Origin of the sequence: Bradyrhizobium sp. 195 (genome assembly GCF_023101665.1) — a bacterium.
In the GTDB taxonomy this organism is placed as follows: Bacteria; Pseudomonadota; Alphaproteobacteria; order Rhizobiales; family Xanthobacteraceae; genus Bradyrhizobium.
Map to the genome: position 1 here is coordinate 1,447,176 of NZ_CP082161.1, position 21,466 is coordinate 1,468,641.

Annotated in this window: 7 protein-coding genes, 8 pseudogenes and 1 other annotated feature; of the genes and pseudogenes, 10 read left to right on the forward strand and 5 right to left on the reverse strand. The window is 60.9% G+C overall.

Features of this window, described 5'->3' with window-relative positions:
* Positions 1–8: 8 nt before the first annotated feature.
* Positions 9–1,539, reverse strand: a pseudogene (istA, locus tag IVB26_RS06760) (IS21 family transposase).
* Positions 1,540–2,145: 606 nt separating this feature from the next.
* Between istA and IVB26_RS06765 the strand changes: the two are divergent.
* The 5 genes and pseudogenes from IVB26_RS06765 to IVB26_RS06785 all read left to right on the forward strand — a co-directional run.
* Positions 2,146–3,055: pseudogene (locus IVB26_RS06765) on the forward strand (IS630 family transposase); the annotation flags it as partial.
* A 737-nt stretch (positions 3,056–3,792) separates the two neighbouring features.
* Entirely contained in the window at positions 3,793–6,246 is a 2,454-nt protein-coding gene (locus IVB26_RS06770) for a CaiB/BaiF CoA-transferase family protein (protein WP_247971063.1), read from the forward strand.
* A 496-nt stretch (positions 6,247–6,742) separates the two neighbouring features.
* A complete protein-coding gene (locus tag IVB26_RS06775; RefSeq protein WP_247971064.1) occupies positions 6,743–7,942 on the forward strand; it encodes an alpha-hydroxy acid oxidase in 1,200 nt (399 codons plus the stop codon).
* A 689-nt stretch (positions 7,943–8,631) separates the two neighbouring features.
* A complete protein-coding gene (locus IVB26_RS06780) occupies positions 8,632–8,802 on the forward strand; it encodes a hypothetical protein (protein WP_247389130.1) in 171 nt (56 codons plus the stop codon).
* The gene (locus IVB26_RS06785) at positions 8,750–10,861 is read left to right on the forward strand and encodes a recombinase family protein (protein ID WP_247971065.1); all 2,112 of its coding nucleotides are present in this window, start codon (positions 8,750–8,752) and stop codon (positions 10,859–10,861) included. The genes IVB26_RS06780 and IVB26_RS06785 overlap by 53 nt, the downstream gene beginning before the upstream one ends.
* A gap of 41 nt (positions 10,862–10,902) precedes the next feature.
* Here the strand turns inward: IVB26_RS06785 and IVB26_RS06790 are convergent.
* A pseudogene (locus tag IVB26_RS06790) lies at positions 10,903–11,967 on the reverse strand (IS3 family transposase); the annotation flags it as partial.
* Between the two features lie 88 nt (positions 11,968–12,055).
* Here IVB26_RS06790 and IVB26_RS06795 point away from each other — a divergent pair.
* Positions 12,056–12,480: pseudogene (locus IVB26_RS06795) on the forward strand (integrase core domain-containing protein); the annotation flags it as partial.
* Between the two features lie 249 nt (positions 12,481–12,729).
* A pseudogene (locus IVB26_RS42915) lies at positions 12,730–14,052 on the forward strand (IS1182 family transposase).
* An 823-nt stretch (positions 14,053–14,875) separates the two neighbouring features.
* Here IVB26_RS42915 and IVB26_RS06810 read toward each other — a convergent pair.
* Positions 14,876–15,823, reverse strand: a complete 948-nt coding sequence (locus tag IVB26_RS06810) for an HpcH/HpaI aldolase/citrate lyase family protein (protein ID WP_247971067.1) — start codon at positions 15,821–15,823, stop codon at positions 14,876–14,878.
* A 444-nt stretch (positions 15,824–16,267) separates the two neighbouring features.
* Here IVB26_RS06810 and IVB26_RS06815 point away from each other — a divergent pair.
* Positions 16,268–17,202 (forward strand): annotated as a pseudogene (locus tag IVB26_RS06815) (IS3 family transposase); the annotation flags it as partial.
* Positions 16,552–16,668, forward strand: a sequence feature (AL1L pseudoknot). It overlaps the preceding pseudogene by 117 nt.
* A gap of 40 nt (positions 17,203–17,242) precedes the next feature.
* Here IVB26_RS06815 and IVB26_RS06820 read toward each other — a convergent pair.
* A pseudogene (locus IVB26_RS06820) lies at positions 17,243–18,612 on the reverse strand (IS30 family transposase).
* Positions 18,613–18,655: 43 nt separating this feature from the next.
* Here IVB26_RS06820 and IVB26_RS06825 point away from each other — a divergent pair.
* Positions 18,656–18,959, forward strand: a pseudogene (locus IVB26_RS06825) (integrase core domain-containing protein); the annotation flags it as partial.
* A gap of 431 nt (positions 18,960–19,390) precedes the next feature.
* Complete coding sequence (locus IVB26_RS06830; RefSeq protein WP_247971068.1) at positions 19,391–19,666, forward strand: transposase; 276 nt, start codon at positions 19,391–19,393, stop codon at positions 19,664–19,666.
* 104 nt (positions 19,667–19,770) lie between these two features.
* Here the strand turns inward: IVB26_RS06830 and IVB26_RS06835 are convergent, their stop codons facing one another.
* Positions 19,771–21,165: an FAD-binding oxidoreductase gene (locus IVB26_RS06835; protein WP_247971069.1), complete on the reverse strand. Its 1,395-nt coding sequence runs from the start codon at positions 21,163–21,165 to the stop codon at positions 19,771–19,773.
* Between the last annotated feature and the right edge of the window lie 301 nt (positions 21,166–21,466).

A 21,466-nucleotide genomic window follows, 5' to 3' on the forward strand; every position in this document is an offset into this window, starting at 1 on the left:
ATCATCTCCTAATTGTAATAGCGCGGTCCGCGGATGTTGGAATGCAGGATCGGCAGGTCGTCCGCGGAATGCTGGGGAGCAGGACGCCGATCGAGGTTGTTGGCGAGGATCGACTTGATCGGGCCATAGGTGCGCGCGCCGATGTCGATCGCGCGCGCGGCTGCTGCGTCCAGGCGCTCGCGCCCGTAGGACGCGGCAAGCCTGAGGATGCCGAGACAGGCGCGGAATCCCTGCTCGGGGTGCGAGCGCTCGTCGAGAATGAGGTCGCACAACGCGCTGGTCGCCGGGCCGATCGCGGCGGCGTCCTGGCGGATGCGCACGATGGTCCAGCCGGCGTAGCGGCGATGGCTGGAGGCCATGTGCTCCGGCACGGTGGTGTGCTTGTGATTGCCGCTCATGCGCTGATGCGCGGCAATCCGCTCGCCCTTGTGGAAGATCTCGACGGTGCGGGCGGTGAACCGCACCTCGACTTCGGCACGCGCGAAGCGATGCGGAACGCTGTAGTAATGCTTCTCCACCTCGACGTGGTAGTCGAGGCTGACGCGGCGGATACGCCACTCGGCGAGCACGTAGGGGCTCGCCGGCAACGGTTTGAGCGCCGGCCGGTCGACCTCCTCGAGCAGCCGGCGGCGCGTCATGCCGAGCCGCCGGATCGGCCGCTCCTCGTTGAGCCTGGTGAGCAACTCGCCGATCGCCGCGTTGACTTCGGCGAGGCTGTAGAAGACGCGGTGACGCAGGCGGCCGAGCAGCCATCGCTCGACGATGAGGACAGCCTGCTCGACCTTGGCCTTGTCGCGCGGCTTGCGTGGTCGCGCCGGCAAGACGGCCGTACCGTAATGCGCCGCCATGTCCGCATAGGTACGATCGATCTGCGGGTCGTAGAGGCTCGCCTTGATGACCGCGACTTTGGTATTGTCAGGCACCAGCAGCGCCGGCACGCCGCCGATCGCCGCCAAGGTACCGACGTGGGCGCTGATCCAGTCGGCAAGTCCCTGCGTCCACGTCGCCTGCGCATAGGTGAAGTTCGAGGCGCCGAGCACGGCGACGAAGATCTGCGCCGTCCTCCGCTCCGGTGAGGCGGTCGACCACCACCGGCACGCCGTCGCCCGCGTAGTCGACGAACAATTTGTCGCCGGCCGCGTGCGATTGGCGCATCGTCACCGACAGGCGCCCCTCCCAGGCGCGGTAGAGCTCGCAGAAGCGCGAGTACCGGTATCCGCCGGGCTCGGCGGCAATGTACTCCTCCCATAGGATCGACAGCGTCACGTGCTTGCGCTTGAGCTCGCGGTGCACCGCCGCCCAGTCGGGCTCGGTGATCCGGCGGTGACCCTGCCGGTTGCCGTTGCCGGTCTTGGCGAACAGACGGGCCTCCAGGCCCGCGTCCGTGAGTTCGTCGGGCAACGGCCAGCTCAGGCCTGCGGCCTCGAACCGCCGGATGGTCAACCGCACTGTCGAGGGCGCCGCGCCCATCCGCCGCGCAATCTCGCGGCTCGGCAGCCCAGCCGCCTTCATCCTGATCACATCGCGCACACGGCGCATCGCAAGCCTCTCCGTCGGCATCCAGGGTCCCCCTTCGCAAAGCCGAAAGGACGGACCCTATGGGAGCCAGAAGAGGCCGCGTCACCCGGGCGACATCATCCCGGAATGCCGGGCGAGACCGTCTCGGAACGGGTGGGCGACTTCAAATCGGAATGGTGGGCGAGATCATCTCGGAATGATGGGCGACATCGAGCGGAATCCGCAATTTTGTATTGGTCGACGGATTTTCTCCGTCGTGGTGGCGCAGTAAGCTGTCCCACAACGCATCCTTCCAATCGTGCGATAAGAATGCACCATCAAAGCTCGGGCTAGAGTACTTCGACACAGAGGTTTTGACTGATTGGTTTGGGATTCCAAGACGGGTAGCTGCTCAGGAGGGACCAGCACTTTGATGCTGCGCGGCGAGCTGGGCTGGCGCCTGACGAGACCCGCGCGTGCGAGATCAACACCATCTGGTGGACGGAAGTTGGGGACACGGCGAAGTGCTATTGCATCTCCCATTTGGCAGGTGGCCGCCGATGTACCGCGTGTAGGCGCCGATGAAGGCCAGATACTGTCCCTGCTTGGCACAGTTGCTTGTCCGTGCCCCGACGGTTGGAGGCAAAGATGAATGTACGGTATCGGACCGAACTCGAGTGCGCCGAACTCACAGCGCCTTTTGCGCGGGGCAAGCACGGGCCACGCAAGCTCAAGCCGGGCGCAGATTTTGCTGGCGGCTGACGCGTGGGCCAGCGATGCGGAGATCGCCCGGAATGTCGGCGTTGGCGGTCCACGGTCTATCGCGCCAAACGACGTTTTGCCCTTGGCAATTTGGAGCAGCTCTCAGCGAGAGCGGCGGCCTGGGGCAAAGCGCAAGCTCACCGGCAAGGAAGAAGCCCTGCAGGTGGCAACCGCCTGCTCGAGCCCTCCGGCAGGCATACCCGTTGCACTTGGAACTGTTGGCCGATGCGCTTGTCAACCTGACGCCACACGAGAGCCTGTCGCGCGAGACGGTGCGCCGACGTTGGCCGAGAACGATCTCAAACCGTGGCCAAGGACAAGTGGTGCATCCACCGGATCGATGCGGACTACGTCGCTCGCATGGAAGATGTGCTCGATCTCTATGTCGAGGCGCCTGATCCGAAGCGGCCGGTGGTCTGCTTTGGCGAGAGCCCGATCCAGCTCATCGGCGAGGTGCACCAGCCGATCCCGGCCACGCCGGACACATCGAGCGCAACGATTGCGAGTATCGGCGTAATGGCACCGCAAACCTGCTCGTCTTCCTCGGCGCGCATGACTGCTGGCGCAAGGCGCGAGCGACGGGCCGTGGAAGACTTTTCGGCGTGCATGCGCGACCTCATGGACATCCACCCGCGCCGAGCACATCCGCCTAGTGCTCGACAATCTGTCGATCCATTTGGTCGCGGCGCCCTATCAGGCCTTTCGGCGGATGAAGCGCGCCGGCTGCTGCGCCGCTTGGAGCTCCACTAACATCCCAAAGCACGCCAGCTGGCTCAACATGGTCGAGATCGGCGTCCTTTCTCGCGCCTTGTCGTCACTGCCGCCTAGGATAAACGGTGCAATTACCAGCCTAGCCCGCGTCAGAATGAACGCTCACAACCGAAAAGGCTCGCGCCAAAATGGCCGAGCCTATCCAAAGCCCATAGCCAAACAGCCGAACTTCAACGAGTCAAAACCTCTGTGTCGGGGTACTACCCTATTCGATCTGGTAGCTGCCCCAGCGACCCGCGAGTGGTTTATCTCGTCTCGAGCAAGCGGGCCTGATGCGCGCCCGTAAGATCTGTAAATAAACTTTCAGTTCGGCACGTATGCTTTCGTGCCGACACATGTGAGCGGTTGGGTGCATATTCTTCGCAGATCAGGGCTGATTACGAATGCAGCGGCGGATCATCCTTTCTCTAACCATCCGGACGCTTTTCGAACACCGCTTATCTCATCAACGAGAGCAGGGCGCATTTCGATGCTGCTTGCGGGGCAGGTCCCACGAGTGTCCAGCGCCGTGCTTGGGGCAGCGGCCCGCTTAACGACCGGAGATAATCGATTTCGTGGGATGCTCCGACCCGGCTCTCGACAATCATCGGCGGATCGTTGCTGCCTATGCCAACCGCAAATCCGTATCTGTTGTCTCGGTGTTCAGGATCGGCAGGATCATCGACGCCAGCCAAGACGTGGCCGTAGATGAAGTGGTCTGCACTCGTCTCGCCCTGCTGGCGCGCCGACAGGCTCAGAGCCGACGATTTCAGGAGTATTTGCATGGACGAAAAAATAGTGTCCTCGCCCGGAGTGTTTTCGCATCTGCGGGTTGTCGAGATCGGAAGCTCGGCAGGAATCAGTTATTGTGCACGGTTATTTGCCGATTTCGGAGCCGATGTTCGGAAGGTCGAGCCGCCATCAGGCGATCCACTTCGCCAAGGCGCGCCGCTTACGCCCAGCGGTCAGAGCGCGTGGTTTGGATTCATGAACTTCAACAAGTCGAGCGTCATCATCGATAGCAACGACTCGGACGCGGTCATACGGCTGACAACGTTGATCGAGGACTGCAATATTTTGCTCGATGGCCGTGATGTCGACTTTTCGGGTTGTCCGTCGATTGACGTCGCAGCGATCCGCAAGCGGCGCCCCGGGTTGATCTACCTCGAAGCGAGTTGGTTCGGTGGGGAGGGCCCCTATGCAGGATTCGCCGCAACGGATTCGACAGTTCGCGCACTCGCTGGCGTCATCAAACTGGTCGGCCCCGTCGATGGCCCGCCGTTGCTCGCACCGGATTTCCAGACGGGTATCCTCGCCGGCCTTTGGGGGTTCATCGCCGCTGCTTCTTCCGAACTTGCGCGAATAGAGGGTGGGACAGGACGGTCGTGGTCGCTCAGTATTTTCGAATCGACCCTCGCTTTGACTGAGTATCTCACGTGTGAGGCGTTTGCGCGCGGCGACGTTATGCCCCGACTTGGTATTAACCGCTTCTGGCCGAGCTTTCCCATCGGTATTTACGAAACCAAAAAAGGTTGGCTCGGCGTCACCTTGCATACTCCAGATCAGTGGCGCGCATTCTGCGACATGCTCTGTTTGTCTGAATTGCTGGATGATCCGGCTCTGGTCCTAGGCGAAGACCGCCTGCAGCACATGGATCAGATCGATGCGCACATTGTGCCGAGGCTGAAAACGCGGACAGCGCCGGAGTGGTTTGAGGAGGGACTGAAACGGAAAATTCCGATCGTGCCAGTGCCTGAAATAACTGATCTGCTCCAAGACGCGGAGAAGAGGGCGCGTGGCGCAATCGTGCCCGTGGTGCTGGGTAGAGAAGAGCGCCTAACGGCTGGTTCGATGCAGCGGCTGACAGTGACACCGCCCCGCCAGGGCGGAAAGGTTCCGGCTCCTGGCGAGCAGCAGGCTTTCGCGAATACGCAAAGGCACCTCACCGGCACTAGCTCGGCGTCGTCCGGCGTCGTCAACGCCAAGCGGCCGCCGTTGAATGGGATTCGCGTCATTGACTTCTCGATGGGCTGGGCGGGTCCATTGTGTACCCGCACACTGGCTGATTTGGGCGCGGACGTCATCAAGATCGAGGCCATCCAATATCCGGATTGGTTTCGCGGCGTTGACCGGCGGGCTGCTTACGTCGACGGTCAGATGTACGAAAAGACGGTACGCTTTTGCATCTTAAACCGCAACAAGCGCGGTATCACACTCGACCTGAAGCGCCCCCAAGGCCTCGCTCTTGCTAAACGGCTTGTAGCGGGAGCCGATATCGTCGTCGACAACTATTCAGTCGACGTGCTGCCGAAGCTCGGGCTTGGCTATGACGTGCTCAGAACGCTCAACCCGCGGCTCGTGATGATGTCGATGTCAGCCTTTGGTACCAACAGCGTCCATCGCGATTGCCGGGCCTACGGCTCGACTCTCGAGCAGGGATCGGGGCTACCGGGCCTGATCGGAAACCCTGATGGACCTCCCGTGATGACCCACACCGCGTTTGGAGATCCCGTTGGTGGCTTGAATGGCTGCGCTGCAGTGCTGGTCGCTCTGCTTCACGCCCGTAAAACCGGGCAGGGACAGTTCATTGATCTTGCGCAGATCGAATGCATGATGCCTTTCGCAGCGCCATGGATTACCGCCCACGCGGTCGGCGTTACGACGCCAAGATATGGCAATCGGCATCCACAGTTTGTGCCGCACGGTTGCTTCCGATGTGCGGGCGAGAATAGCTGGCTCGTGATAGCGGCGACCGACGCGGGCATGTGGCACAGACTTGCATTGCTTATTAGGCGGCCTGACTGGGCGGAGGATGCCTCGCTGAAATCTGAGGAGGCGCGCCGAGCGATTGAGGATCTCATCGAAACAGAAATCGCAGCTTGGACGCTCAGCCGCGATGTGGATGAAGCCATGTACCAGTTGCAGGGCGTAAAGGTTGCCGCCGGCGTGGCACGACTGCCAATTGACCTGCTCAATGACGAGCATCTTCGGTCGCGTGCATTTCTGCAGGAAGTCGAACGCGCCTTCATAGGCGTGCATCCGCAGCCATCGATGCCAATTCGCGAAGGTACAAGACCATATGCGATCTGCAGGGGGGCGCCGACACTCGGAGAGCATAACAGGGAGATCCTAACGGGGCTTCTCGGCCTCTCCGACTGCGAGATCGCACTATTAGTCAGGGAGGGTGTCATCGGTACGAAGATGCTCTCCGAAGGAGAGCTCGCGAAAGCCAGGTAGGGGTGATCGGACTGCCAAATCGGCACTAGGGTCCAGACGGGTAAGTCCTCAACTTTGGCAGATCGGGCGGCTTCTCGCCAGACATTGATGGTCGCGCAAGATTCGGTCCGGGCTCCGCCAGAGCTCGCGCCGCAGTACCACTCCAAGGCCCTAATTGGCACATGCCTAACTCTGAGGCACGGAGAACTATTATGGTGAGTAGGTTCTTTGCTTCCGGTTCTCAGATACACGGCTGGAGCCGGGCACTGGCCGCTCGCGAGCGGCAGAGCTGGATCGATTCGAGAGTTGGGGCCGCGAATCCGCCCGTTAGTCAGCTCGTCAATCATGGGATCTTGTGGGCACAAGTGTCCGAATTTCGGATAAGAGACAAGAAATTGCTAAATTTCTGCGCTATTCGACGTAAAATTCCCAACTTACGCCGTCGTTCCGACTAGGCGACGGCAACATGCAGATTCAACGACATCTGGCGTCGCATTGAAGGCAGAGCCTGAACCACATGAGCGATTTCCTAAACTATAGTGAGCTTCGACGACTCGCCAAACGCAGGCTGCCGCGCGGTCTCTTTCAATACATCGACAGAGGCACCGAGGATGAGAATGCGCTTCAACGCAACCGGCGTGCCTTGGACGCGGTGCGGATCAGGCCGCGGGTGCTGACGGGCGGCCGCGCTCGCAGCCAATCTATCTCGCTCTTCGGCGAAACTTATGCCACGCCAATGATCGTTGCACCAACCGCTCTTGCTGGTCTTGTGTGGCATAAAGGTGAGATCGAACTGGCCATAGCCGCCGGCGCTAACGGGATGCCGTTTTGTGCCGCAACGGAAGCAATCTCCTCTGTGGAGGAGATCGCGGCGTCGGCCACAGCTCCGATTTGGTTTCAGCTCTATCTATGGGAAATGGAGGAGTTCACGAGGGACCTGCTTCAGCACACTTGGAATGCCGGCGTGCGGACACTGGTGGTGACATGCGACAATGCCGTCGCTGCCAACCGGGAATACAATACCCGCAATGGCTTCGGCATGCCCTTGAAATTTTCCGGACGCAACATATGCGATGTAGCCCTCCATCCGCGTTGGGCGCTCGGCGTCTTTGCGCGCTATCTGGCAACGGGCCACGTTCCATCGTTCGCGAACTATCCGGACGGGTATCGTACCAGCATCTTGGCCAAGAGTAGGGCCCTGCGTTACGACCTCGATATAAGCTGGGAACATATCCGCCGGCTGCGCGATCTCTGGAAAGGCAATCTTGTACTAAAGGGATTCCTCCGCGTGGATGACGCGATCGTCGCGGCGAAACTGGGTGCCGACGGCATCGTCGTCTCAAATCACGGCGGGCGCAACCTGGACAGCGCTGTAGCGCCGATCGAGGTGCTGGCGGGAATTGTTGACGCAGTCGGCGAGCGGATGACAGTGATTTCTGACAGTGGAGTCCAGCGGGGCAGTGATATCCTCAAGCTCCTTGCAATTGGAGCTAAGGCGGTGATGCTTGGTCGAATTCTGCTGTATGGCACCGCGGTCGGCGGAATGGCCGGCGCGAGCCAAACGATCGGGATGCTGCGGCGCGAACTCGATATTGCGATGGGCATGAGCGGTTGTAGGAGCTTCCGCCAGATGGACAGAAGTCTGCTTGAGATGTCAGGCGAAGCCAACAGCTGCTTGGCCGAGGCTGCAGTCAGCGGGGCCTGCAGGCGACCGTGATGAAGTCACCTTTAGGTTTTCAAAGAGCATCCAGCTGTGGCGCCGTTGCGAGCCGTGGCCGTCTTGATAGACCCGCGGCATTCAAGGAGGAGCTCAGGAATCGTGGCGATCAGCCATCGTGATCTCATTCATGTTGCCGGTGTGTTGCGGAGATCTGCTGAAAGGAGAAGAAAGTGACTCAGCAGTTGATCGCAAAGCTGCGCAGAAAGTGAGGGAAGGTCCCCGATCGTGTCGTCAAGGCTCGAATGGGGACGGCGGCGATTGTACAACAAGGTTTGAGAACGCCCACAGGACCGTTCTTCGCGAGGTTCTTTATCGGTATCATCCTTGGTTTGGTCGCCGAGTTTGCGTTGATGGGGCCGTCGACAAGGCCGGTGATATCGTTTTTCGCTGCACGCTGGACGGGTCGCAAGCAGATCGTTGGATTGAAGTACCGGCATGGATGTTCGACCGGACGGTACGCCCTGACCCCGAGCTTTTGACAGCTCAGCCGTTTGTCAGCATTGACGCACTTGCAGCGCTTTCTGCGCTTCTCGATCTGGCGTTGAAGGATCGAACGCCATCAGCTGCCCTGCTTTCTGGCGCACCCAGAGCTTCTCACGACCAGAATCGGGGAGAGACCGATGCCACGACAGACGGCAATGCCAGGGAACGCATACCGACACAATCGACAACCACGGCCGCAGCAGATGGATCTGTTCGGGAGCGGCCTGCCGAACGGCGCCCTCGGCGCACCCGCATGGCTGGAACTGCCGGCGGAGGCCCGGGCAGCTCTCATGAGCCTGATGACGCAGTTGATCCTCGATCATGCCGCGACGACAGCGACGCCGCGCGCGAAGGAGGTGGATCATGATCTCTGACAAGGTCAGGCCTCATCATCTGGAGCGCAAGGCGATTCTTTACGTGCGCCAATCCTCAGCCCATCAAGTATTGCACAATCGCGAGAGCAGCGCGTTACAATACGCCATGTGGGATCGGCTGACGGCGCTCGGGTGGTCAGAGATCGAAGTGATCGATGATGATCTCGGCCGTTCAGCTGCCGGCGGCGTCCAACGCGCTGGCTTTGAGCGGATGGTAGCGGAGGTTTGCCTCGGTAAGGTTGGTGCGGTTTGCGCCCGCGAGGTCTCGCGCTTCGCTCGCAACAGCCGGGACTGGCAGCAACTCATCGAGATGTGCCGCGTGGTCGATACCGTTCTGGTCGATCAGGAGACCATCTATGCGCCGAGGCACGGCAACGACCGCCTGCTGCTCGGGCTCAAGGGCAGCCTCAACGAGTACGAGCTGGATCTGTTGCGCCAGCGCTCGCTCTCGGCCCGCCACGAGAAGGCGCGCCGGGGCGAGTTGGTGGTGGCAGCGCCGGTCGGCTTCGTGAAGGCCGGCGACCGTTATGAGAAAGATCCGGATCGGCGTGTCCAGGAAGCGATCAAGCTGGTGTTCGACAAGGTCGAGGAACTGGGCAGCGCGCGACAGGCGCTCTGCTGGCTCCACGAGTACAATCTCGATCTGCCGGTGAAGCAGACCAACGGCGACACGGCCTGGCGGCGACCGAGTTACTCCGCCATCCACCGGATCATTGAGAACCCGGTCTACGGCGGCGCCTATGCTTATGGTAAGACGGCTGTGGCGGCGGGATACAGCGCCGAGGGCGTGAGCGTGAAGCTCCGCCGCATGGCGCGGAACGAATGGCTGGCGCTGAAGCCCAACACCCACGAAGGGTACGTCAGCTGGGAGAGGTTCGAGGCGATCCGCACCATGGTCAGCAGCAACGTTCCCACCGGTCGGCATCACGGCGCGCCCAAGCATGGTGACGCGCTGCTGGCCGGTCTGATCCGGTGCAAGCGCTGCGGCCGCAAGCTCACACTCCGGTACTCCGGCATGAAGCACCATATCCCGCGCTACAGCTGCAGCCGCGCCTGGATGGACAATGGCGGCCCTCACTGCATCGCCTTCGGCGGATTGCGCGTCGATGATGCAATCGAAGAAGCACTGCTTGGCGTCGTTGGTCCGGGCGCTATCGCCGCTGCAACCGCGGGCGCCAAGGAAGCCGGGGAACGGCGGGATCAGGTGCGCGATGCTCTCAGTCGTGATCTCGAAGCGGCGCGCTATGCCGCCGACCGGGCCTTCCGGCAATACGATGCCGCTGACCCCGCGAACCGGCTGGTGGCGAGTGAGCTGGAAGCGCGCTGGAACAGGGCGCTCGCTCACGCGGTGGAGGTCGAGGGCAAGATCGCTATGCATGATGCGGCGACGCCCGCCCCCATTGCTGATCCAGCTTCGCTCGGCGTTCTGGCATCGAACCTCAAAACGGTCTGGGATGCGCCGACGACGGATGCTCGCCTCAAGAAGCGCATTGTGCGCACCCTCATCCATGAGGTCGTGGCCGATATCCACGACGCGGCCTCCGAGATCGTTCTCATCGTCCACTGGGTGGGTGGCGCCCACAGCGAGTTGCGCTTGCCCAAGCGCCGGCGCGGACAGCGCAACAGCACCTCTGCCGATATCATCCAAGCCGTGCGTCAACTGGTGCTGATCGCCAGCGATGACCTGATTGCCGGCATCCTCAACCGCAACGGCCTCAAGACCGGCAACGGCAATCGCTGGACCCGCGAGCGCGTCACATCAATGCGCTCGAACTACCACATCGCGGTGTTCAAGCCCGCCGAGGACGGAACCGAACCCTGGCTCAACCTTGGCAACGCCGCAAAGCTCCTGAAGATCGCGCCCAAGACGCTTCGGCTGGCCGCTGAAGCCGGCGAGATCGATGCCATCCATCCTCTGTCGGATGGTCCGTGGATCTTCGCCCGCGCCGCTCTCACAATGTCCGCTGCCAAATCCATCACCGAACGGGCACGGCTGAACCCCAAATACCCCACGGGATCGCATCCCGATCAGCAAAGCCTCTTCACTTCAACAACATAGATAGATGGGTGTTCTGATGCGCGATTGTAGAAGTCGAGCTACCGGCCGATCGAATGTCGCGCCTCGCCGACGGTTTCGTAGGCTCGCAGATAGACCTCCTCGTATTTAACGCTGCGCCATAGCCGCTCGACGAAGACGTTGTCCCGCCAGGCGCCCTTGCCGTCCATGCTGATCGCGATGCCGTGGCTGGCGAGGACACCGGTGAAGGCCGCCCCGGTGAACTGGCTGCCCTGGTCGGTGTTGAAGATCTCCGGCTTGCCGTGACGGATCATCGCGTCCTCCAGCGTCTCGACGCAGAACGCCGCCTCCATGGTGATCGACAGTCGCCACGACAGCACACGGCGGGTCGCAAAGTCGAGCACTGCGGCGAGATAGACGAAGCCACGTGCCATCGGGATGTAGGTGATTCCATCGCCCACACCTGATTGGCCCGCTCGATCGCCAGACCGCGCAGCAGATACGGATAGATCTTGTGGCCCGGCTCGGGCTTGGTGGTGCGCGGACGGCGATAGAGCGCCTCTATCCCCATCCGCCGCATCAGCGTCTTCACATGCCGGCGGCCGATCTTGCTCCCCTCGGCAGCCAGCAGGCCTCGCAACATGCGCGAACCGGCGAAAGGAAACTCCAGATGCAGCCGGTCGAGCCGCTGCATGATCGCGAGGTCGGCAGACGACACCAGACGCGGCAGATAATAAACGCTGCCGCGGCTGATCTTCAAAACTTCCGCCTGCCTGGTGATCGACAGATCGTGTCCACGGTCGATCATCGCTTTGCGCTCAGCAATCCCGCCTTGGTGAGCGCTCCTTCTAAAAAACTATGCGCGGCGCTGCGCTCCCCTGTGGGATAGAAACGGCCGCCAGCGTCAGCTCTCCGATCTTGGCATGCAGCGACTTCACATCGACTGCAGGCGCAGCCAGCGGCCTGCCCCCTGGTCCGAAAATCCCGGAAGCATTGCCCTCAAGCTGCGATTTCCACGCCGTAATCTGATTGGGGTGAACGTCAAAATGCTCGGCCAGTTGGGCTATGGTCCGATCGGCTTTGACGGCGGCCAGAGCCACCTTCGCCTTGAAGGCCGGTGAGTGATTCCGGCGCGCTCGTCTGCTCATCGTCTCTCCTGATTCGCGGGCCTATCGTGCCCGTCGTCAGGCAGAAACTCCACTTAACGTCCTGTGCAGATTTCCGGAGCCGGCTCTGGCAATCATCGAGCGACGCGGCAAACCAGGAATGATCGTATCCGACCATGGCACCGAGTTCACCTGCAACGCCATGCTCGCCTGGTGCAAGGACTCAGTCATCGATTGGCACTTCATCACACCGGGAAAGCCGATGCAAAACGGCTTCGTCGAGAGTTTCAACGGTCGGATGCGCGATGAGCTGCTCAATGACACCCTGTTCTTCGATCTCGACGACGCCCGCGCCAAGACCGCGGCCTGGGTCGCCGACTACAATCTCCAGCGCCCCCACTCGTCTCTGAAATACCTAACCCCGCGGCCTACGGGGCCCACCTCACCGCAACGGACGATCGGCTACCCAACCCCGACCAGCTCCGCCGATCGTCCGTTGCTCCACCCGCGCCACTTGGTGTACAAAACCCCGAGACTCTAACTGCCGCTGGATGAAAATTCGGTGCAGGTCATCGGCAACCAGCCGCTGATGTGGGGTCGCGGGGGCGCTATACGTTTTGTGATGCTTGTGCTTCGTCGAGAAAAATCAGATTGCTCAGACAGGCTCCTAGCGTCGATTCGAGGGGCTCGGAGCGTTTCTTGGCGCAGGTTTACCGTTCGGCCCGCTTGTCGTGAGCTTTTTCCAGAGCTCAAATTGATACGAAAGGAGTGCGATGGAGCGCGTGTCCGTGATTCAAACGATGGATGAGCAAGACATTTCGTCCGTGGGACGTTGATCAGGTTTGGCTGCTGCCGCCGTCGATCCAGGATGTGGTGCCTTCCGGGCACGTGGCGCACTTTGTCCGCGACACGGTTCGCACCGGTTCGGACCTGTCGGCGATCATGGATGTCTACGACGAGGAGCGCGGCTTTCCGCCCTATCATCCTGGCATGATGGTGGCGCTGCTGCTTTATGCGTACAGCCAAGGGGTTTACTCGTCGCGCAAGATCGCGCGGGGCTGCGAGGAGCGACTGGATTTTGCGGCGGTAACGGGGATGCAACCTCCAGACTTCCGCACGATCAGCGAGTTCCGCAAACGCCATCTCGCAGCGTTATCGGGCCTGTTCCGGCAAGTCTTGACGCTGTGCCGGGAGGCCGGCCTTGTGAAGCTTGGCCATGTGGCGCTCGACGGCACCAAGATCAAGGCCAATGCCGGGATCAACAAAGCGATGAGCTATGGCCGGATGAAAGAGGCCGAGCCGAGGCTTGCAGCGGAAGTCCAACGCTGGTTCGCCGAAGCCGCCCAGACCGACAAGGCCGAGGACCGCCAGTTCGGTGCCTTGAAGCGCGGCAACGAGATGCCGGACTGGATGGCTAATAGAGAGAAGCGGCTCGAGAAGATCCGTGCCGCCAAGGCGCGCTGGAAGCCGAAGCCAAGGCTGCTGCCCCCGCGAAGCCGGACGACGACGGCTCCGGCGACGGAGGCAAGGGCCGGCCGGGACGCAAGTCCAAGCCCGTCACGGCAGAGCCGAGCGACAAGGCACAACGCAACTTTACCGATCTCGACAGCCGCGTGATGCCGACCAAAACGGCTTCATCCAGGGCTACAACGCACAGGCCGCCGTTGATGGCGCCCATCGGATCATCGTGGCGCACACGCTGACCAACTCGCCGAGCGATCAGGCGCAGCTTGCGCCATTGCTCGATGCCATAAAAGCCAATCTCGGGAAGAACCCGGACGAAGCGTCGGCCGATGCGAGCTATTGCTCGCAATGTAATCTTCGCACGCTCATCCGACGCCGGATCGAGGGCTACGTCGCCACCGGACGGCAAAAGCACGGCACCAAGGCGGCCACGACGAAAAGGAAACTCAAATCTGGCACGCTCAAATGAGCACGAAGCTCAAGCGCGCAGGCTATCGAAGCCGGTATCGATTGCGAAAACAGATCGTCGAGCCCTTCTTCGGCCAGATCAAGCAGGCAAGAGGCTTCCGCCAGTCCCTCCTGCGCAGCATAGACAAGGTCAAAGCCGAATGGGCCATGATCTGCACCGCCCACAACCTCGCAAAACTCGTAGCCGCACTCTGAGGAGAGACTTGCCTCTTCCAAAAAATCGCTCAGAACGCAATTCGCTTGATCCAAAGTCCATTACCGAGACAAGCTCCTAGCCGACCATTCGGGACCGCGGCGCCGTTCTTCTGCTCAACAAAGGCCGGACCGTTCTTGCGATAGGGGCGACAGCGCGTGAAGAGTATGTCAGCCTGTTCGCAAACGGAACACTTCTGGCGACGCAATGCGGCATTCGCGGGAACTTGTCGCTAGCTGTCGGTGCCGTTCTGGTTGGTGGGCGTTCAGACCGGATAATAAGATCCGCCTCTTGCAGGGGCGGAAGATTATAAGAGGACCGACCAGAACGCCAAGGACACCAGCGGATAGTGCTTGCCGCCAGGCTTAAAGATCGATGAAAAAAAGCGTGTCTCCGCTGGCGAAGCGGTCGTGGTCAAGCGAGCCGATGAACGAAACGTCATCGCCGCGATGGGCCGCAAAGGGCTGGGCGCGTCTTGCGCTGCTAGAAAAAACGTTCGCTGAAGCGATATTGCACTCACGTTCTGGCTTGCGACTGTAGCGGTACAGTTGGGGTGACTTTGCGAGCTGATGAATTTCGCGCGAGCGAGGGGTGGTGGGAGTCGATCGTAAAGGAGCCGCGGGGCTGAACTCGCGAAGGTGAAACGACAATCGATGTTTGGCTTGGGCGCGGTTCACCTTAGGTGTGAGATCGAAGGAGCGAAGTTAGCCATTCCGAACGAGAGCCGGCTGATCCAAAGGCAGCCAAGCTATCCTTTATTGTCAACGCCTTCTGCCCGCCTCGATCGTAATAGCTAGTTCAACCCGGTCGGCCATCGTCAGACGCTCAAAGTGGTGGCAGCTCGATTTTTGGAATGTTGCCAACTTTAATTCCAGCTGTCTCAGCCTTCTTAAGGACGTCCATGGCAGTCCGAACACTCGCATAGTCCAGCAATATTGATTTGTGCCGCACCGCAGCCTCGCCGTGGGCAGTGGCCTCCGCGAGGACGGACACTATGTCACATGCCTCATTGATCTCATCCTGCGATGGCGAGTAGACCTCGTTGATGACAGGGATATGGCTAGGGTGGACGGCCGACGCCCAGGACGCGCCCATACGCCTCGAGCGTTCGCCGATTCGCCGCACCAACTCAAGGTCATCCAATCGTCCAGTCATGCCGCCTTCAACGTGTATAATCCCGGCGGCGCGAGCCTGCAGCACGGAATTGGCTCCAAAGCAGATCCCCTCATCGTCCAATTCATTGAGCTGCAGGCCCAGCGAGCGAGCCCCGTCTCCACCTGGGGTTGGGCCACCAGAGCAGCCGGCTCGTTTAACTCGCAGGGATGCCGTGCAGAGATGATACATCTTGTACCTTCCCACTGCGCTTTCCGCGTGCGGACAAATCTCGATTTGGCCGACCGGCAGACCTCGCGACCTCTCCAACTCCCCAAGCACGAGGTCCAGGGCGGCAATATCTTCCGGATCCTCAGTCTTAGGCAGCGCGACCCCGTCGAGGCCATCGATTACGACCGCGTTAAGATCGTCTAGCAGACAACCTGTCCGCCACCCATTTACCCTCACGAAGCGCCCGAAGGGGCCGGTGCCGAGCTCGTTGATAGCTGTCGCGACCGCGTTGCGGGCTCCTGCTTTCTGAGTAACCTCAACCGAGTCCTCGAGATCGAACATCAGGGCATCCGCTCCATATTTGGGCGCCTTTAACATCCAATCGAGTTTGTTTCCAGGGACGTAAAGCATCGAGCGATACCAGCGAGCTTCTCGAAATGTCTGGGGCATGATCTCTTTCTCGTTCGCAACTCACATTTTAACGCTGCATCAACGTCCGTGCCTTGCTGACTCTATTCGACCGTTGTGGCTGTTGTTTACATATTTGTATTGCCCGCGCACCTATCTTTCCTTGTAGGCTGACATCGGGCGCCAGCAGAAGGCGATCATTGAGATGGCGCGGATCATAGACGCCATCCTCGTCGACGATCAGTTTTCCGACGAGCCCGCAGAACTCCAGGAGCGTATGCCAAACCTTGCCGTTGCGGGCCAGCTAAGCGGCCTCAATCGAGAGCACAGCGCAACTCGTCCTTCGCAGATAGGGGCAAGTAGCTTCGCCACTCAACTCTGCGGGTTGTGCGTGTTCTTTCCACAAGAGGTCTGTCTTCTCTCTCCACAGGAGCTTTGAACCGCCCCGGGATTGCCGGAGGCTCCAACTCTTGAGAAGGTGGAGCCATGACGAGCAAGACAACGAACAAGTTTTCGCCCGAGGTCCGGGCGCGTGCGGTTCGGATGGTTTTGGATCACGCGAGTGAGCATCCCTCGCGCTGGGCGGCGGTGACCTCGATTGCGGCCAAGATTGGCTGCACGCCGCAGACGCTGCATGACTGGGTCAAGAAAGCTGAAGTCGACAGCGGGCAGCGGGCCGGCGTTCCGACCGACATGGCCGAGAAGCTGAAGGCGCTCGAGCGGGAGAACCGGGAGCTTCGACAGGCCAACGAGATTCTGCGCAAGGCAAGCGCTTATTTTGCGATGGCGGAGCTCGACCGCCGGTCCAAGCCATGATCGCCTTCATCGACGATCATCGTGGGGCGCATGGGGTCGAGCCGATCTGCAAGGTCCTGCCGATCGCCCCCTCGACCTATCACGCCCATGTGGCCAAGCGGCGGGATCCGGCCAGGCTGTCGGCGCGCGCCAGGCAGGATGTTGCGCTGAAGATCGAGGTCCGGCGCGTCTTCGATCAGAACTTCCGCGTCTACGGCGCGCGCAAGGTCTGGCGGCAGCTCAAACGTGAGGGCTTCGATGCTGCCCGTTGCACGGTGTCGCGACTGATGCGGGATATGGGTTTGCAAGGGGTCATCCGCGGCAAACCCGTCAAGACCACGATCAGCGACAAGGCTGCGCCATGCCCGCTGGATCACGTCAACCGCCAGTTCAAGGCGCCAAGGCCAAACGTCCTTTGGCTCTCCGACTTCACCTATGTCGCGACCTGGACCGTCTTCGTCTACGTCGCCTTCGTCATCGACGCCTATGCCCGCAGGATCGTGGGCTGGCGAGCCTCTCGCACGGCGCATGCAGGCTTCGTGCTCGATGCGCTGGAGCAGGCACTGCATGATCGACGGCCGGTCCATCGTAGCGGGCTCGTGCACCACAGCGACAGGGGCAGCCAAGGCGGATTCAAACGGTCGTCGCAACACCAGTTATTTTCACTCATGACAGCAATTCGTCAAGCGCCTCCGCCGGCGTTTTCCAGCCTAGTGTCTTTCTCGGTCGGGCATTGAGGGCCGCTGCCACAGCGGATATCTCGTCGGCGCTGTGGATGCTCAGGTCTGTGCCTTTCGGGAAGTACTGCCGCAGCAACCCGTTGGTGTTCTCGTTAGTGCCGCGCTGCCAAGGGCTTTGCGGGTCGCAGAAGTAGCCTGGATACCCGCATCGATCTTGAGACGATGATGCTGAGCCATTTCGGCCCCCTGGTCCCACGTCAGCGAGCGACGCAGTTCTTCGGGCAAAGTGATGATGGTGCGCGTGATCGCATCGCGCACGGCTTCGGCCCCGTGTCCCGCGAGCGCAGGTCCGTTCTTCGCGCGCGGAGCTTCGCCATGCCCCGCCAACCGAGGAAGGTGCAATAGCATCGTGAAGCGCGTCGTGCGCTCGACCAGCGTGCCGATTGCCGAGCTACTAAGACCGAGGATGAGGTCTCCCTCCCAATGTCCCGGCACTGCTCGATCGGCAGCTTCAGCAGGGCGCTCACTGATCATGATCTCCGGGGAGACAAAGCCCTTGCCTCGCCTGCGTACGCGCACTCTGGGCATTCGTAATACACGCCCTGTTCGCAAGCAGGCCGTCAGCTCGCGGCGGAGCGCCCCACGGCCCTGAACGAAGAGAGCTTGATAGATAGCTTCGTGGCTGATGCGCATCGTCTTGTCGTCCGGGAAGTCGATCGGCAAGCGTCGGGCAATCTGCTCGGGGCTCCAGGCTTTGGCCCATCGATCCTTGCGCGGGCCATGCCGGCGGCCGTTCCACGGAACGGCGGGACCCGGAACGAGCGCGCCACTCGGGGCTACGACGCCGCCAGCAAGTCTCTCCTCTACATAAGTGCGCAAGGTTGCATTGAGCGCAAGCTTGGTCGGCTTGGGCCGGCGGGCGGATCGATCCGCATGCCATTGGGCAGTTGTTGCCCGATACTCCAACCCGCCGCCGCGGGTGGCCGCGTTGCGCCGCAGTTCACGGGAGACTGTCGAAGCAGCCCGCCCCAGGCGACGTCCAATCTCGTGCATGGAATGGCCCTGCACCTTTAAAAGTGCGATCTCCTCGCGCTCTACCAATGAGAGGTACCGCCCGGAGAGCGGTTTTGCCGAGGATCTGAACATCGCTGGTGGCATGCCGCCCGCCTTTCGGAATAATCTGCTTCCGACAGGTTGTGACAATCCGGCTTCCAGCGCAGCATCTTCGCTGCTTAGCCCCGCGGCAATCGCCCGCCAGAAGTTGTTCTGTTCATCGCGTCCTGCAACAGACGGCGGTCCTGGCGATGGCAATGGGGCTCGTCCTGACCGCGCCGATCGGCGCCTTACAATGTTCATCGCAACCTCCAACCTCCGAGTGTTGCGACGACCGTTTGAATCCGCCCAATACGTATCCATTAAGTACACCGAGCGCCTGGCCTGAAGCAGGCGTGGAGCCTTCTGTCGGCAGCGTCGGAGATTCCTATGACAATGCTCTCGCCGAAACCATCAACGGCCTCTACAAGGCCGAGGTGATCCATCGGCGCGGGCCATGGCGCAGCTTCGAGGCCGTCGAGTTCGCGACGCTGGAATGGGTCGACTGGTTCAACAACCGGCGGCTCCTGGAGACCATCGGCAACATACCACCGGCCGAAGCCGAGCAACGCTACTACGCCATGCTGGAACAACCCGCCATGGCGGCATAACTTAAACCAAATGGCCTCCGGCAATCCCGGGGCGGTTCACTTGCAGCCAACGCTTTTATGTAGAGACGAGCCCAGCTCGGTTCTGTGTGGCGGGCGACGGATCTTTCGATCAGGTGCCAAGGAATCGTTCGAAGAACGACTTAATATCAACATCTATAACTCAGTTGAATTTCGCAGCAATGCTTCGCGCTGTCTCCACTGCATCAAGCGCGGAGAGTGCCATCGCGAAGTCTTGGTTGGAAATCAGGGGCGTAGTCTCCGAGTGATCAACCTCGATCATCCGGCGTTAAGAACGATTGGGACGCCAGGTACGCCCGCTCGCTGCCGGAGGAGCCCATCGTGCACCTGATCCTCAACGGCACCGTGGGGCGCGTGCGGCTTGACCGCAAGACCACGTCCGTCTCGTTGGCATGCGCGCGAATGGGCAAAAAGTGCTGCTGGCGACCAAGAGCATGGGGGAGAGCGCCGAGCCCTGGCGCAGTGTTCTCGACGATCTGATTCGGCGCGGGCTCGCTCGACCCGAGTTCCTCATCGTTCGACGGGGCGCCGGCGCTCGACAAGGCCATCGCCGCCGTTGGGACGCTGTGCCGGTCCAGCACTGCACGGTGCACAAGCACAGGAACCTGCTGGCGCACGCCCCGGAGCGCCTGCGCGCGAATTCCAGCCACTCTCCGGACCGCACCGCGCTGAGCGCCGAGGGCGTTTGATTGATCTAATGAGTCCAAATGCGGCGCAGCCGTTCTCTGGACAAAGGGAGACTCGGATTTTCATCGGTTCCGACTGAGATGCGCCGCGTGGCCCGGGCATCTTCTTACATTCGAAAAATTCGTCCCGGGTTCAGGATATTGTTCGGATCGAGCGCGCGCTTAAGCATACGCATCGTTTCAATTTCCTCTTGTGTCCGACTCATCTTGAGATACCGCAGCTTCTCGACGCCGATGCCGTGTTCAGCTGAGATCGAACCGCCGAACTCACTGGTGATCTGATAAGCAAGCTTCTCTAAATCCTCCCGCTTGTCAGGCGTGTGCTCGTGATGCAGGCTGATATGTAGGTTGCCATCACCGGCGTGACCGAAGACGATCGCGAATGCGCAGGGGTCGATCGCCTTAATGCGCACGCCGATTGCCTTCACATATTCATCCATCCGCTCGATGGCGAGGCTGACGTCGAGGGCGATACGTGCGGCATAAGGAAACGTGCGGGAAAGTTCCAAGCTAGATTCCCGGACACGCCAGATCGTTGCTGCCGATGCATTCGACGTCGAGAGCGTCGCGTCAAGGATCATGTTTGTGCGCATTGAGGTCTCGATCAGCTTCTCGAGATCAGCATGGATGCGATCAGCGTCGTCACCGGAGGCCTCGATCAGAGCATAAAAGGAATGATGAATCGGCAGCGGCCCGACCACGCCCTTCACGCGCTCGACAGTTAGGCGGTAGTACTCATTCCACATCACCTCAAATGCGGTCAGTTCTCCGCCGAGATGTCTTCGCGCCATCTCCAGGATTGAGATGACTTGTGCAAAGGAGGGCAGAGCGCAAAGCGCCACTTGCCGCTCCGTAGGGGCAGGAAAGATGCGCAAGGCGGCTCGTGTCACCACGCCGAGAATCCCCTCGCTGCCGATGAAAAGCTGCTTAAGATCGATGCCGGTATTGTTCTTGATGTATTTGCGCAAGCCCTGCAGCACCGTGCCATCGGCGGTAACGACTTCGAGGCCGAGGATCAGGTCGCGGGCCATGCCGTACCGAATCACGCGGTTGCCGCCGGCATTTGTCGAGATGTTGCCGCCGATAGTGCAGCTACCGCGCGCGCCGAGATCGAGTGGGAACATGTAGCCTTCCTGCTCGACCCGTTCCTGTACCTTTTGCAGCGGCGCGCCGGCCTGCACCACTGCCGCGCCTGAGGAGGTGTCCACCTCCTCGACCGCATTCATCAGTTCCATCGACAGCACAATTTCATTCGCATTCGGCAGAGCGCCGCCCACTACCCCAGTCATGCCGCCCTGCGTCGTCACTGGCACCTTTTCGCGGTGACAGAGCCGAAGCACCGCCGAGACCTCTTCTGTCGTGCTTGGGCGGACTACGGCGCGCGGCTGGGCGACTGAGTTACCCGCCAAATCGTGGCAATAGCGAGGTTCGATGTCCGCGCCGGTCAGCACCGACCTCTGGCCGAGTGCTTCGCGTAATCGGTCGATAAAGCCGTCAGTCATCTCTTTTCTTTTCGTCAGGAAAGACCCCACTGCTCTCGTGCTGTGGTCTCTTTCTCATCGTAGCAATCCGCGTGCCACTCACGCAATCTGATGCGTGCTTTGCTCGACGACGGATACCTTCCAACGTTGCCTGATGTGGCGGCGCCGTTCTTGTCGACTCTCCGACAGCTGGCTTCAATTGGACATGGCGGCACGAACAAGATGAAGGGAGATAGTACCAATCGTCACGTTCCTGAACGGACGCACCGATCTTCCTTTGTCACGCGGATGGGAATCCCGCGCTTATCTCGTCGATGCCGGT

Excerpts from the sequence above, each read along its gene's own strand:
- IVB26_RS06770 (WP_247971063.1), top strand. The coding sequence starts at position 3,793 with ATGGACGAAAAAATAGTGTCCTCGCCCGGAGTGTTTTCGCATCTGCGG.
- IVB26_RS06775 (WP_247971064.1), top strand. The coding sequence starts at position 6,743 with ATGAGCGATTTCCTAAACTATAGTGAGCTTCGACGACTCGCCAAACGC.
- IVB26_RS06780 (WP_247389130.1), top strand. The coding sequence starts at position 8,632 with ATGGATCTGTTCGGGAGCGGCCTGCCGAACGGCGCCCTCGGCGCACCC.
- IVB26_RS06785 (WP_247971065.1), top strand. The coding sequence starts at position 8,750 with ATGCCGCGACGACAGCGACGCCGCGCGCGAAGGAGGTGGATCATGATC.
- IVB26_RS06810 (WP_247971067.1), bottom strand. The coding sequence starts at position 15,823 with ATGCCCCAGACATTTCGAGAAGCTCGCTGGTATCGCTCGATGCTTTAC.
- IVB26_RS06835 (WP_247971069.1), bottom strand. The coding sequence starts at position 21,165 with ATGACTGACGGCTTTATCGACCGATTACGCGAAGCACTCGGCCAGAGG.